Annotated in this window: 14 protein-coding genes; 8 read left to right on the top strand and 6 right to left on the bottom strand. The window is 68.5% G+C overall.

Translation table 11 applies throughout. The features are described from left to right. Positions 1-26: 26 nt before the first annotated feature. Together J4H92_RS05140 and J4H92_RS05135 are read left to right on the top strand one after the other, a co-directional pair. The gene (locus J4H92_RS05140; protein WP_208096817.1) at positions 27-1,319 is read left to right on the top strand and encodes a cytochrome P450; all 1,293 of its coding nucleotides are present in this window, start codon (positions 27-29) and stop codon (positions 1,317-1,319) included. Then, positions 1,319-1,519, top strand: coding sequence for a ferredoxin (locus tag J4H92_RS05135; RefSeq protein WP_208096815.1), 201 nt, complete (start codon positions 1,319-1,321; stop codon positions 1,517-1,519). Before J4H92_RS05140 ends, J4H92_RS05135 begins: the two co-directional genes overlap by 1 nt. A gap of 177 nt (positions 1,520-1,696) precedes the next feature. Here the strand turns inward: J4H92_RS05135 and J4H92_RS05130 are convergent, their stop codons facing one another. Both J4H92_RS05130 and J4H92_RS05125 read right to left on the bottom strand, forming a co-directional pair. Continuing rightward, a complete protein-coding gene (locus J4H92_RS05130; protein WP_208096813.1) occupies positions 1,697-2,866 on the bottom strand; it encodes a cytochrome P450 in 1,170 nt (389 codons plus the stop codon). A gap of 375 nt (positions 2,867-3,241) precedes the next feature. Then, entirely contained in the window at positions 3,242-4,054 is an 813-nt protein-coding gene (locus J4H92_RS05125; protein ID WP_208096812.1) for an IclR family transcriptional regulator domain-containing protein, read from the bottom strand. Between the two features lie 286 nt (positions 4,055-4,340). On the opposite strand from J4H92_RS05125, the gene J4H92_RS05120 reads away from it, so the two are divergent. After that, positions 4,341-4,949: a carboxymuconolactone decarboxylase family protein gene (locus tag J4H92_RS05120; protein WP_208096810.1), complete on the top strand. Its 609-nt coding sequence runs from the start codon at positions 4,341-4,343 to the stop codon at positions 4,947-4,949. A 6-nt stretch (positions 4,950-4,955) separates the two neighbouring features. Then, positions 4,956-5,792, top strand: a complete 837-nt coding sequence (locus J4H92_RS05115) for an aldo/keto reductase (protein WP_208096808.1) — start codon at positions 4,956-4,958, stop codon at positions 5,790-5,792. Between the two features lie 71 nt (positions 5,793-5,863). Here the strand turns inward: J4H92_RS05115 and J4H92_RS05110 are convergent, their stop codons facing one another. Then, positions 5,864-6,808: an SDR family NAD(P)-dependent oxidoreductase gene (locus J4H92_RS05110; RefSeq protein WP_208096806.1), complete on the bottom strand. Its 945-nt coding sequence runs from the start codon at positions 6,806-6,808 to the stop codon at positions 5,864-5,866. 176 nt (positions 6,809-6,984) lie between these two features. Here J4H92_RS05110 and J4H92_RS05105 point away from each other — a divergent pair, with 176 nt between their 5' ends. The 3 genes from J4H92_RS05105 to J4H92_RS05095 all read left to right on the top strand — a co-directional run bounded on the left by J4H92_RS05105 (position 6,985) and on the right by J4H92_RS05095 (position 9,244). Then, positions 6,985-8,628 carry a flavin-containing monooxygenase gene (locus J4H92_RS05105; RefSeq protein WP_208096805.1) on the top strand — a complete coding sequence of 548 codons (1,644 nt, stop codon included), beginning with the start codon at positions 6,985-6,987 and terminating at the stop codon, positions 8,626-8,628. After that, a complete protein-coding gene (locus J4H92_RS05100) occupies positions 8,625-8,963 on the top strand; it encodes a DUF4286 family protein (protein ID WP_208096803.1) in 339 nt (112 codons plus the stop codon). Before J4H92_RS05105 ends, J4H92_RS05100 begins: the two co-directional genes overlap by 4 nt. A gap of 83 nt (positions 8,964-9,046) precedes the next feature. Beyond that, positions 9,047-9,244 (top strand): ferredoxin, encoded by a 198-nt coding sequence (locus J4H92_RS05095; protein WP_208096802.1) that lies wholly within the window; start codon positions 9,047-9,049, stop codon positions 9,242-9,244. On the opposite strand, the gene J4H92_RS05090 is transcribed toward J4H92_RS05095, so the two are convergent. The 3 genes from J4H92_RS05090 to J4H92_RS05080 are packed head-to-tail and all read right to left on the bottom strand — an operon-like array spanning position 9,241 to position 11,241. Next, positions 9,241-9,975, bottom strand: coding sequence for a TetR/AcrR family transcriptional regulator (locus tag J4H92_RS05090; protein WP_208096800.1), 735 nt, complete (start codon positions 9,973-9,975; stop codon positions 9,241-9,243). The two genes, J4H92_RS05095 and J4H92_RS05090, sit on opposite strands and share 4 nt — an antisense overlap. Before the next feature lie 5 nt (positions 9,976-9,980). Further along, positions 9,981-10,466, bottom strand: a complete 486-nt coding sequence (locus J4H92_RS05085; protein ID WP_208096798.1) for an HtaA domain-containing protein — start codon at positions 10,464-10,466, stop codon at positions 9,981-9,983. A gap of 19 nt (positions 10,467-10,485) precedes the next feature. Further along, a complete protein-coding gene (locus tag J4H92_RS05080) occupies positions 10,486-11,241 on the bottom strand; it encodes an SDR family NAD(P)-dependent oxidoreductase (protein ID WP_208096796.1) in 756 nt (251 codons plus the stop codon). 271 nt (positions 11,242-11,512) lie between these two features. Here J4H92_RS05080 and J4H92_RS05075 point away from each other — a divergent pair, with 271 nt between their 5' ends. Continuing rightward, positions 11,513-12,346, top strand: coding sequence for an IclR family transcriptional regulator (locus J4H92_RS05075; protein WP_208096794.1), 834 nt, complete (start codon positions 11,513-11,515; stop codon positions 12,344-12,346). The last annotated feature ends 167 nt before the right edge of the window (positions 12,347-12,513 follow it).

The following is a 12,513-nucleotide window of genomic DNA, read 5'->3' as shown; positions in this document are numbered from 1 at the left end:
ATCAGACAAGCAAAGGAAGGTCGCTCATGACCACCGTCGAAATCAACCCTGTCGAGGTCGACTTCTTCACCGACCCGGACGTCGCCTCGCGCGCGGAGCCCTACTTCGACTTCATGCTGAAGAACCATCCGGTCTTCCGCGAGCCGAAGTACGGCGTGGTCATCGTCACCGGGTACGAGGAGTGTCTGCAGGTCTACCATCAGCCCGACGTGTACTCCTCGATCAACCGCACGGGAGGACCGATCCTGGAGCTGCCGTTCGAGGTGACCGGAGACGACATCACCGATCTGCTCGAGCAGCATCGAGACTTCTTCTCGTCGAACGACCAGATCGTCACCTTCGACCCGCCCAAGCACACGGACCATCGCGCCATCCTGATGGGCCTGATCACCCCGAAGCGGCTGAAGGAGAACGAGGAGTTCCTCAAGCGCATGGCGGATCGCTACCTCGACGAGCTGCTTCCGCAGGGCGAGTGCGAGTTCGTCTGGGACTACTCGAAGAAGTACACGATCCTCGCGGTGGGCGACCTGCTCGGCGTGCCCGAGTCGGACTTCCCCATGCTGCTGGAGATCTTCTCGGCGGGACCTCAGGGCCCGGTGCTCGGCAACCTCGAGTTGCAGGTCAACCACCACAACAGCCTCGAGCGCCTCTACGGCTACTTCATCGAGAAGATCGAAGAGCGCCGCAGGGAGCCCCGGGAGGACGTGCTGACGGGCATGGCGCTGGCCACCTTCCCGGACGGCACGCTGCCCGAGCCCATCGAGGTCGCGCGCATCGCGTCGAACATGTTCCAGGCCGGCCAGGAGACGACGGTGCAGATCATGGGCATCTGCCTCCAGCGCATCGCGGACGACCAGGGGCTCCAGGAGCTCCTACGCAACGAACCGAAGCTCATCCCGGCGTTCATCGAGGAGACGCTGCGCGTGGAGGCCCCCATCAAGGGCTCGTTCCGCGTCGTGAAGCGGCCGACGGAGCTCGGCGGCCTCGAACTGGCACCCGGGACCAACGTCATGCTGCTGCACGGCGCCGCCGGGCGGGACGAGAAGATCTTCGAGAATCCTGCGGACTTCGATGTGCGGCGTCCGAACGCGCGTCAGCACCTCGCGTTCGGGCGCGGCATCCACACCTGCCCGGGCGCGCCGCTCGCCCGGGCCGAGGCGGTGTTCTCGCTGCAGCGGTTCCTGGAGCGCACCGAGAGCATCTCGATCGACGAGTCGCATCACGGCCCCGCCGGCGCGCGCGACTGGGATCTGATCCGCAGCTACAAGTTCCGCGGACACCAGCACCTCTACGTGACCTACACCCCGGTGGAGCAGTGATGGCCGACGAACTCGCGGTCGACCGGGACCGCTGCATGGGCTCCGGACAGTGCACCTTCTACGCGCCGCAGACCTTCGACCTCGATGAGGACAGCATCGCCATCGTGATCGATGAGCACGGCGACGACGAGGAGAAGATCAAGATGGCGATCGACGTGTGCCCGACCCGCGCGATCACCCGCGCGGGCGCGGGCGGGTGATCGCGACGGGATAGCCCGTCTCACGAGACGGAACGGGGTGGGGGGGGGGGGGGGGGCGCCCCCCCCCCCCCCGGCCCCCCGGGGGGGGGGCCCGCCGGGGGTCCCCCCCCCCACCGCCGCGGGGGGGGGGGGGGGGGGCGCCCCCCCCCCCCCCCCCACCCCGTTCCCCGTTGCGGGCTACCAGGCGACGGGCAGCTCGTGGATGCCGAAGTTGCTGTACTCCTTGAAAGGAAGCTCCGAGACCTCCGCGGTCAGGCGCAGATCGGGGAGGCGCGCGAACAGCTTCTCGAGCACGATCACCAGCTCCAACCGCGCGACGTTCTGGCCGAGGCACTGGTGCGGACCGAATCCGAAAGCCACGTGGTTGCGCGCGCCTCGGGTGAAGTCGATGCGATCGGGATCCGGGAATACGTCGGGATCACGATTGGCGGTGTTCGTGAGCGCGTAGACGACGGAGCCCGCGGGGATCGTGTGACCGCGCACCTCGAGGTCCTCGACCGCCAGGCGCAGGCCGCCCGTCTCGGCGATGGTGAAGTAGCGGAGGAGCTCCTCCACCGCGCCGGGGATCAGCTCCGGCTTCTCGTCGAGCTGCCGACGCAGCTCCGGCCTGTCGAGTAGCACCATGACGCAGAGGGAGATCATGTTGCTCGTGGTCTCATGTCCGGCGATGAGCAGCAGATGCCCGAGACCGATCGCCTCCTCCCGACTCGCCCCGGCGGCCAGCTGACGACTGATGATGTCGTCGCCGGGGCGCTCGATCCGCGCGTCGACGAGCGTGGCGATGTAGTCGATGATCGCCATCGAGGCCTGCTGCCGATCCTCGTTCGGAGCCGTGCCGTCCGCGAAGACCCCTGCCTTGTCCTGGAAGAAGTCGTAGTCCTTCTCGGGCACGTCGAGCAGCTTCGCGATCACCGTAGAAGGCACCGGGAGGGAGAAGAGATCGACGAAGTCCCCCCGATCGCCGCTCGCGATCATCGCGTCGATGGTCTCGTCGACGATCTGCTCGATGCTCGGCCGCAGCGCCGCGATCTTCTTCACCGTGAACTCGCCCATCACGCGGCCGCGCTGCGTCGAATGCGCCGGCGGATCCATCTCGATGATGCGCCCTTGATGGCTCTTCGGGTTGTAGGCCTGGTGCCCCGGATGCAGCGGGTTGGAGCGGTCCGAGCTGAAGCGGGTGTCGCTGAGCATCGCGCGCACATCCTCGTACTTCGCGATGGTCCATACGTCGCCGCCCCGCTCGGTCCAGTCCAGATGCGCAACCGGCTGCTCGGCCTGGAGCCGACGATGCAGCGCGGGCGGGCCGTAGGGCTCGGTCCGTCGTTGGGAAAAGGGGGTCCTCGTCATTGAACACTCTCTCTCGTGCGCGAGGATCGGCGGATCCTCATCGATATTCATCTCTTCAGTTGGGGCACGGCGCTGGCCGGCGACGCCCGCCGCGGCGCCACCCGCGGCTGCCGAGAGCGGGAAGCCCTCGCCCAGATCTCCTCCTCGTCGATGCCTGGCTCGCCGGCGATCCACGCGCGAACATTTCTTGCGAATCTGTTCTACCGAACAGAACGATTGATCTATTCAACGCAACATCCAGTATGCGCCCGCTCGGCCCGCTCTGTCAATCCGGCGACGCACCGACGACGGAGCCCGCCGACACCCTCGCCGGCGCAGCACGGTCCGCGCGGACCGGAGCCCCGGCGATCCGCCGACCGGGCGCTGCGAGTCCCGTCAGTCGAGCTCGGGGGCGACGGCGCCCCCGAGGCTGCGCGTGATGCGCGCGGCCGAGTCCCGTACACGATCGGCCAGGCCGCCGAGCTCCGAGGCGTTGAAGCGGGATTCCGGGAAGGAGACGCCGGCCACGCCGAGCACCCCGCCGGGCCCGAACACCGGCGCCGCGATCGCCACGGCGCCGGAGATGCGTTCGCCGTGCGTGACGGCGAACCCGTTCTCCCTGATCACCGCAAGCCGCTCGGCGAGCTCGGCCGAGTCGACGATCGTCCGCGCGGTCTTCGCCTCCAGCGGCCCCGAGAGCACCTGCTCACGCACCGAGCTCGGCGCGAAGGCCAGGATCGCCAAGCCGCTGGCGCCCGCGTGCAGGGGCAGCCACTCCCGCAGCGGGATGACGTACCGCAGCGGGTGCGGCGACTCGATCGTGTGGGCGAACATCATCTGGGCCCGCTGCGGGCTGTAGACGCCGAAGAACACGGTCTCCTGCGTCCGCGAGCCGAGATCCTCGAGGACGCCCGCGGAGAACTCGTGCAGGGGATGGCGGGCGGAGGCCCGCCAGGCGAGACGCAGGAACTCGAGCCCCAGCTGGTAGGCCCCGTCATCCGCGCGCCCGACCAGCCCGAGCCGCTCGAGATCGGCGAGCAGGCGGTGGGCCGTGCTGGGGCTCACGCCGAGCCGTCCGGCCAGCTCCCGCACCCCGTGCGACTCCTGCTCGCTGTCGACGAGCAGCGTGAGCAGCTCGACGCCCCGGGCCAGCGGTTGCCTGCGACGCGAGGACTCCGCGTCGTCGCCATCCTCGTTCGCTCTGCTCACATCTCGACCGCTTCCGTCTGCCCCGCGAACGACGCTGCGGCCGCTTGACAAGTCCCGCCGCGCTGAGGCATGCTGGATCTGCGCGTTACGCAACACCCGTTCTGCTATACAAAACACTGTTGTCGAGTGCCTCGCACCCGCCGCGCTCCGGCGCATGCCCGGAGCGCACACGAGAGCCCTCAGGCACCCAAGGCGGACCCTATCAGAGTTGAGGGGAGGTCGAGGGGCGGCCTCCGGCGAGCCGCGACGACCATGTCGACACATTCCGGATCAAGGAGTCACGAACATGACCGAGTCCCGAGTACCTCCGCTGCCCATGGAGCAGTGGAGCGACGAGATGTGGGAGGCCATCTCCGTCATCGGCGCCAAGCGCCCGGAAGCCGGGGCCAAGACGGGTCCCGCCTCGAACATTCTCGGCATCTACGCGAACCATCCCGATCTCGTCCGGGGCTGGATGCCCTTCTCCTCGCATCTCAAGCACTCCGCGCTGCCCGACCGCGTGCGGGAGATGATCATCGTCCGCACGACCTGGCTGGGCGGGGGCGAGTACGAGTGGGCGCAGCACCGCCGCCTCGCGCAGAACGCCGGTCTCAGCGAAGCCGAGGTCGACGCGCTGTCCGACGGCGATCCGGTGGAGTGGTCGGATGCGGACCGCGCCGTGATCTCGGCCGTCGACGAGATGCACACCGCGCGGAACATCGACGATGACACCTGGGGACGTCTGGCCGAGCAGTTCGATCGGCGCCAGCTCATCGACTTCGTCTTCACCGCCGCCACCTACGACATGCACTGCCTCGCGTTCAACACCCTCGGCCTGCAGCTCGATCCCGGCCTCACGGGTTTTCCCGAGCGGCGCGCCGCCGCTCCGGTCCCCGAGCCGCCGTCGCAGCGCTAGCCGCTCATGACCGCCGCGCAGATCCCCGAGGTCGAGTTGAACGACGGCGGCCGGATCCCCCAGCTCGGCCTCGGCGTGCTCGGGATCGCCTCCCGAGAGTCCGAGCAGATCGTTCGAGCAGCCCTCGACCTCGGCTATCGGCATATCGACACCGCGAGCGTCTACGGCAATGAGACGGAGGTCGGGCGGGCGATCGCCGCAAGCGGGCTCGCTCGCGAGGAGCTGTTCGTCACCGCCAAGCTCTGGAACTCGGACCACTCCGACCCCGGCGGCGCACTCGAGCGGAGCCTCGATCGGCTCGGTTTGGAGCGGATCGATCTCTACCTCATCCACTGGCCCCTTCCCGCGCGGGGCACGGCGCCCGGGGCCTGGCGCGGACTCATCGCGCTCGCCGATGCCGGAAGGGTCGGTTCGATCGGGGTGTCGAACTTCGAGATCGAGCATCTGCGCGAGCTGATCGAGCGCACGGGCGTCGTCCCGGCCGTGAACCAGATCGAGCTCCACCCCCTGCATCAGCGGCGGGCGCTCCGCGACTACTGCGCCGCGCAGGGCATCGCCGTCCAGGCCTGGAGTCCGCTGTCGCGCGGACGCGACGAGCTCATGGCGCGAGACGCGGTGCGTGCCGCCGCCTCGTCCCACCGGAAGTCCCCGGTGCAGGTGCTGCTGCGCTGGCATCTCCAGCAGGGGACGATCCTGTTCCCGAAGACATCGCGTCGGGAACGGCTCGCCGAGAACCTCGACGTCTTCGACTTCTCGCTCTCGGACGCCGAGATGGCGGCCATCGACGCGCTCGACGAGGGGCGCGGCTTCGGTCCCGACCCCCGGACCTTCGACGCGGGGTGACCGTGCGGCACGAGCGCCACCGCGATCCCGCGACCCCGAACCCCGGCTCCGCCCGGCACCGCCGGCGTCTCTCAGCCGAGATGCGCCATGAAGCGGCCGGCCCAATCGTGCAGGTTCTCGGGAACGTAGAAGCCCTCCGTGTCGTTGATCTCGTCCCAGTGGGCGGCGACCGCCTCGACCGAGGCGGCCTCGTCCTCTGCGGCGAGCCAGCCCGGCGTCACGCCCAGGAACCACCGCGCGTACCTGCGCGCGCCGGCGATCAGGATCTCGCCGTTGACCGCGCAGGACTCGTGCGCGAGATAGGCCACCATGGGCGACACGAAGGCGGAGTCCATCGCGGCGAGGCGCGCCGCGTCGGGCTGCGGCGTCTCCGCTCCCATATCGGAGGGCTTCAGCGATTCGCTCGGGCGGGTGACCGCGTTCGGCGCGATGCTGTTCACGCGGATGCCCAGCGGATCCGCCGCCACCGCGAGACTGCGCGTGAATCCCATGAGCGCGCCCTTCGCGGTCGCGTAGGCCAGGTTGGCCGGCAGGCCGAACATGCCGGTGGAGGCGGTGGTGATCACGCGACCGTACTGCTGTTCGGCCATGTAGGGCCAAGCCGCCCGCGTCGCGTGCCACGTGCCGCGCAGATGCACGTCGAGCGTGCGCTCCAGATTCTCGCCGTCCGCCTCCGGGAAGGTCGCCCATCTGGAGATCCCCGCGTTGTTGACCAGGATGTCGACGCGACCGAATGCCCGCACGGCGGTATCGATCAGCGCGTGGCAGCCGTCCTCGCTCCCCACGTCGTTGGTGTCCGCCACGGCGCTTCCGCCCGCGGCGACGATCTCGCCGACAACCTCGTTCGCCGGCCCGGCGCTCGACCCGTCGCCCTCGTGGGACCCGCCGAGGTCGTTGACGACGACCTTCGCGCCGCGCGAGGCGAGCAGCAGCGCGTGCGCTCGCCCGAGGCCGCGCCCGGCCCCGGTGATCACCGCGACACGCCCGTCGAAGCGAAGTTCCTCGTTCTCGGTCATTGCTCTCCCCTGTTCGCGAAACGCTCTGGAAATGATAGTAGCGGCTCAGTTAGCTGAGCGGTGAAGATCGGCTGTATTGCAAAGGATATATCGGACTATCTTGTATCTTTTAACATAATAAGCTTAACTAATAATCGGCCTGTACGACGGAACGCTTTCCAAGGGAGAAGACGACAATGACTGAACCGACCGCAGACCGGGATGTCGATGTGGAGGTGCTGGTGATCGGTGCGGGAGTCGTCGGCATCTACGCCCTGTACCGCGCGCGCGCCGAGGGATTCTCCGCTCTGGCGCTTGAAGCCGGCCAGGGCATCGGCGGCGTCTGGTACTGGAACCGCTACCCTGCGGCCCGCTTCGACTCCGAGAGCTACGCCTACGGCTACATCCACGACAAGGAGCTCTTCGAGGAGTGGCGCTGGGAGGAGGAGTTCGCGACGCAGCCCGAGATCGAGCGGTACCTGAACTTCGTGGTCGACCACTACGACCTCCGCCCGTCGATCTCGACCGGGCAGCGGGTGGTCTCCGCCGTGTACGACGAGGCCGACAACGTCTGGAAGGTCCGCACCGAACAGGGCCGCGAGATCCGCGCACGCTGGGTGATCTCGGCGACCGGCGGGCTCTCCGTACCCCACTACCCCGAGATCGAGGGACTGGACGAGTTCCGGGGGGAGGCCCACCACACCGGCGCCTGGCCCCACGAGCCCGTCGACTTCACCGGCAAGCGCGTGGCGATCATCGGAAACGGACCGAGCGGCGCCCAGATCCTGCCCGCCATCGTCGGCACCGTCGCCCGGGTGGATCTCTACCAGCGCACCCCGACGTGGACCACCCCGCTGAACAATGCCCCGCTCGGCGACGACAAGCTGCAATGGCTCAGCGACAACTGGGACGATGTCGTGACCACGCTGAGCACCTCTCCCTCCGGCTTCCTGCACGAGCTCTCCGGCAAGTTCTCGAGCGATCACACCCCCGAAGAGCGCCAGGAGTTCTTCGAGCGGATGTGGAACGCGCCGGGCTTCGGCAAGCTCACCATGAACTACTTCGACATGACCACCAACCGCGAACTCAACCTCGAGTTCTGCGCGTTCCTGGCCGACAAGGTCCGCAGCATTGTTCAGGACCCGGAGACCGCCGAGCGCCTCATCCCCAAGGACCACCTCTTCGGCGCGAAGCGCCCGCCCTTCGTCACCGGTTACTACGAGGCCTTCAACCGGCCGAATGCGTCGCTGATATCGCTGAAGGAGACGCCGATCGTCCGCGTCGACGCGACCGGGATCGAGACCACGGCCGGGCACCGGGACTACGACATCATCGTCTACGCCACCGGCTTCGACTTCGGCACCGGCGCGCTCACCCGCATGGGCGTGCGGGGCAAGAACGGGCTCGATCTCAGCACCGACTGGGAGGAGGGTCCCTCCGACTTCGGCGGCTTCTCGGCCCACGACCTGCCGAACTTCTTCTTCCCGGGCGGCCCGCACGGAGCGGGCGGCGGCAACTATCCGCGCTACAGTCAGCTGCAGACGGACTGGATCCTCGACACCCTCGTCCACGCCCGGGACCACGGCTACACCGTCTTCGAACCGACGGAGGAGCAGGAGCAGACCTGGATGGACATGGTCGCCGACCTCGCGCCGAAGTCGATCTTCTCGGCCGAGCACAGTCACTACTACGGAGCGAACGTGCAGGGGAAGCCGAGGAAGTTCCTGCTCAACCCGGGCGGACGAGCGAAGCTCGTCGAGATCCTCGACGAGCTGACGGCCACCGAGGACTACGGCGGAGCCCTCACCGGGGCACGGGAGCTGGCGGAGGAGCACTCATGAGCCGCACGGAGGCGCCCGCCGAGATCCTCATCGCGCTGCTCAACGCCCGCGAGGGGCGCGAGGACGAGTTCAACGCCTGGTACACGGAAGAGCACCTCCCCGAGGTCGTGCGGCTGCCGGGGATCCTCACCGCGCAGCGCTACGAGATTCCCGAAGCGCTGCTGGGCCGGCTGCCCTACCGCTACGCCACGGTGTACCGGGTCGAGGGGTCCGCTGCTGCTGCGCTGCAGGAGATCCTGAGTGCGGAGTTCTCCTCCAACAGCGAAGCCATCGACGCGGAGCAGATGGTGTTCAGCCCCTTCGCGCCCCTCGGCGCACCGATCGCGGCCGAGTAGGCGGCCGGGGCCTCGACTCCGGCACGGCGACCGACTCAACCACCCATCGACCCAGTGGCATCTACAACGAGGTGAGAGCTATCATGCGCATCGAAGCCAGGCAACACACCTGCATCGGATCGGGGCAGTGCGTCTTCACGGACCCCGACGCGTTCGATCAGGACGACAACGGCATCGTGCAGGTGCTGCGGCCGAACCCGGAGGGACCGGAGCAGGAGGCGCTCGCGAGGCAGGCGATGCAGGTGTGCCCCAGCCGTTCGATCTCGGTCGTCGAGGACTAGGAAGCCGACGCGGAGTCCCGCGGCGGTCGGGGAGCGGATCCACCCCGGCCGTCGTGGGGCGCGGCCAGCCCGGCCGCGAGGAAGGCGACGAGATCCTCGATGCGCCGCTCGAGGTCCGCAGAGGCGAGTTCGCGCTTGCGCTGCGTCGTCTGGTACCTGGCGAGCGTGTGCACCGCGCTCGTGAGAGCCACCCACCAGCGCTCGAACAGCACCTCCTCGGGCAGGGTCGGCAGCAGCTTCACGAGCAGGGCGCGCAGCGTCATCACCTGCCCGCCGGTGTGCACGCCCACGAGTCCCTCGTATCCGCCCTCCTCCGTGATCAGCAGCGAGAGGAAGCGCAGGTAGTGGTTGTCGGCCTCGATGTGCAGCGCGAGCGGCCGCACGAACGCCGACACCACGTCGGCGACGGAGGGGACCGCCTCACCGAGCACCAGCGCCGCGACGATCTCCGCTCGGGTGCGCTCGCTCTCGGCTCCGCGATACTCCATGATCGCGCGGACCACCTCATCCCGATCGCCGAAATGGTACTGGACGGCGGCGTGGTTGCGCTGCCCCGCGGCTTTTCCGATCTCCCGCAGGGGCACTCCCGAGACGCCGCGCTCCGCGAAGAGCCGCTCCGCGGCGGAGAGGATCAGCAGTCGCGTGGTCTGGCCGCGGACGTTGCCGCGCTCCCCGTCGGCTCGGCTCACCCCGGATCCGAGGGTTCCGGGATCGGCCTGAGCGGAAGACATGCTGATCAGTCTACGGGCCTCCTGCGCTCCATCCTCATCGCGATCGGCGCCAGATCCGCACCGGCCTGATAGGCGCCGCCGAACTGCTCAGCGCCCGCCTCCAGCAGTCTGGTGGCGATCGACGGCCAGACCGCGGAGTCGCCGTCGAACTCCGGCTCGCCGGGGTCGAGCTCGACGAGGGGGGTGAGCGACGCCTCGTCCTCGCGACGGTGCGTCGCCAGCACTCCTCCCCCGGGGCCGATCAGCACCTCCGGCGCGGCCACCAGCACGTCGAGGAAGCCGTTGTGGGCGGTGAAGCGCACCGAACCGCCGAAGGAGAGATGCCAGTCGTCCCCCTCTCGGCCTACCGCGCGCAGGGGGAAGACGAACCGCCCCTCCCCGTCGCGCTCCACGCCGTCGACCTGCACACGGCCCGCGGCGATCACGGTGACATAGCGCAGGAACGAATCCCGAATCGCCCAGCGCAGGGACCCGCGGCTCGGGCGGTCCATCGGCGCAGTCGCCGACCGCTCAGCCGATGAAGGATCCACCGTTGACGCTGAGGGTCTGTCCCGTGACGTACGACGCATCTTCGGAAGCCAGATACGAGACCGCGCCCGCGATATCCGCCCCCGTTCCCATGCGTCCGACCGGGATGAACTTGCTCATCTCCTCGGCGGAGGGCAGCTGGCCCTCGGCCCGTTTCTTCGCCACGCTCGGCGTGTCGATCGACGACGGCACCACCGTGTTCACCGTGATGCCCTGCTTCGAGAACTCCATCGCGAGCGCTTTGGTCATCGCCAGCTGTCCACCCTTCGACGACGCGTACGCGGCCATCTGGGGAGCGCCGCGCTGGGCGCTCGACGACGAGATGAGGATCACCCGTCCCGCTCCGGCGGCGAGCAGGTCGGGCAGGCCGGCCTGCACCAGGTTGAAGGTGCCCGTCAGGTTGATCCGCAGCGTGTTCTCCCACTCCTCCTGCGTGGTCTCGAGGAACGGTCTCTTGGGCGCCACCGCCGCGTTCGCCACGACGACCGAGAGCGGGCCGAGATCGTCGCGGATCCGGGCGAGCACCGCATCGACCTGGGCCCGGTCGCCGACATCGGCGCGGTACCCGCGGGCGTTCCCGCCACCGCGCCCGATCTCCTCGGCCGCCTGCTCCGCGGCTCCTTCGGTGCGCGTGAGGATCGCCACGATGAATCCGTCGGCCGCAAGCCGCTCGGCGATCGAATAGCCGATGCCGGCGGCGCCTCCGGAGACGACCGCCACCCGTCCCTCGCCGCTCATCGCATGCCCCGCCCGTCGCCGGAAATCCGCCGTGATATCGTCATCGAAATCGCTTCCTTTTGCTTATGATCGCCTGCGTGTGATGGCCTGGAGAGAACTTCGGCTGCCGGTCGCAGCGCCGCCGAACATTGCGACCCAGAGCGTGCGACACGTAGACTAGTGTTGTTTACAACAGAACACTCGTTCGGCTCTAGTGCGAACTAGGATGCCACGTGTGAAAGCGGAAAGTCAAGCGGACCGATTGCCGGCGAGCGGAGTGGGGCGAGGACAGATGAGTGACGGGCCCGCGACGCTCGCAGGCGAACCGGAGCAGGGGAAACGGCGCCGCCATCCGCTGGCGCGCGGTATCGAACTGCTCACCATGATGGTCGACAGCGATCAGGACGTCCACGGCGTGCGCGAACTGGCCGGCCGTCTCGGCGTGAGCCCCAGTACCGTGCATCGCCTGATCACCGACCTCGAGAGCCTGGGACTCGTCTCGCGCACCGCTCACGGCTCCTATCGCCTCGGGCTCGAGTTCCTGCGCCTCGCCTGGACGACGGTGGACCGCTATCCACTGCAGGAGGTCTCGACCGACACCCTGCAGGAGCTCACCGAGCAGAGCGGCGAGTCATCCTTCTTCGCCGTCTACGGCGAATCCCGGCACCACATGATGTTCTCGCTGACCGTCGAGTCCCCGCACCCGCTGAGGTACACGCTTCCGCTCAAGCAGTGGATCCCCCTCTACGCGGGCGCGAGCGGGCTCGCGATCCTCGCCTATCTCCCCGACGACATCGTCGACGAGGTGGTGAACGGACGGATCGAGGCGCTCACCGATCGCACCCTCGTCGATCCCGCGGAGCTCCGAGCCCGGCTGGCCACCATCTCGAAGGAGGGGTACGCCATCACCCACGGAGAACGGATCGAGGGGGCGATCGCGATCGCGTCGCCGCTCTTCGGCCCGTCGGGGAACGTCGTGGGATCGATCGGCATCTCGATGCCCGAGGCGCGCTTCAACGCGGCCTACTCGGCCTCGCTCGCCAGCCTCGTCACGCAGGCCGCAGGCAGGATCACGCAGTACCTCACCGGAGATCGCGACCCGCGCACCGGCATCGTGCGCCGCTGAGCGCCGCCCCCGGCACCCCGGCCCGACCGGGGCGGGTGCGCACGCGTTGACATCGGCTTCGCGAAGGGTACATACTGATGATGTTGCGTTATAGCGACCAACTGTTCCGTTCAAAGAAGAAGAGTCGGGTCGCGCGAAGTGCGACGCCGCCGATTCGGCGCGCCCGC

Source organism: Leucobacter weissii (assembly GCF_017565745.1).
Taxonomy (GTDB): Bacteria; Actinomycetota; Actinomycetes; order Actinomycetales; family Microbacteriaceae; genus Leucobacter; species Leucobacter weissii.
This window is presented reverse-complemented; position numbering and strand designations above follow the sequence as displayed.

Excerpts from the sequence above, each read along its gene's own strand:
- J4H92_RS05140 (WP_208096817.1), top strand. The coding sequence starts at position 27 with ATGACCACCGTCGAAATCAACCCTGTCGAGGTCGACTTCTTCACCGAC.
- J4H92_RS05110 (WP_208096806.1), bottom strand. The coding sequence starts at position 6,808 with ATGACCGAGAACGAGGAACTTCGCTTCGACGGGCGTGTCGCGGTGATC.
- J4H92_RS05095 (WP_208096802.1), top strand. The coding sequence starts at position 9,047 with ATGCGCATCGAAGCCAGGCAACACACCTGCATCGGATCGGGGCAGTGC.
- J4H92_RS05105 (WP_208096805.1), top strand. The coding sequence starts at position 6,985 with ATGACTGAACCGACCGCAGACCGGGATGTCGATGTGGAGGTGCTGGTG.
- J4H92_RS05085 (WP_208096798.1), bottom strand. The coding sequence starts at position 10,466 with ATGGACCGCCCGAGCCGCGGGTCCCTGCGCTGGGCGATTCGGGATTCG.
- J4H92_RS05100 (WP_208096803.1), top strand. The coding sequence starts at position 8,625 with ATGAGCCGCACGGAGGCGCCCGCCGAGATCCTCATCGCGCTGCTCAAC.
- J4H92_RS05135 (WP_208096815.1), top strand. The coding sequence starts at position 1,319 with ATGGCCGACGAACTCGCGGTCGACCGGGACCGCTGCATGGGCTCCGGA.
- J4H92_RS05115 (WP_208096808.1), top strand. The coding sequence starts at position 4,956 with ATGACCGCCGCGCAGATCCCCGAGGTCGAGTTGAACGACGGCGGCCGG.
- J4H92_RS05090 (WP_208096800.1), bottom strand. The coding sequence starts at position 9,975 with ATGTCTTCCGCTCAGGCCGATCCCGGAACCCTCGGATCCGGGGTGAGC.
- J4H92_RS05080 (WP_208096796.1), bottom strand. The coding sequence starts at position 11,241 with ATGAGCGGCGAGGGACGGGTGGCGGTCGTCTCCGGAGGCGCCGCCGGC.
- J4H92_RS05075 (WP_208096794.1), top strand. The coding sequence starts at position 11,513 with ATGAGTGACGGGCCCGCGACGCTCGCAGGCGAACCGGAGCAGGGGAAA.
- J4H92_RS05130 (WP_208096813.1), bottom strand. The coding sequence starts at position 2,866 with ATGACGAGGACCCCCTTTTCCCAACGACGGACCGAGCCCTACGGCCCG.
- J4H92_RS05120 (WP_208096810.1), top strand. The coding sequence starts at position 4,341 with ATGACCGAGTCCCGAGTACCTCCGCTGCCCATGGAGCAGTGGAGCGAC.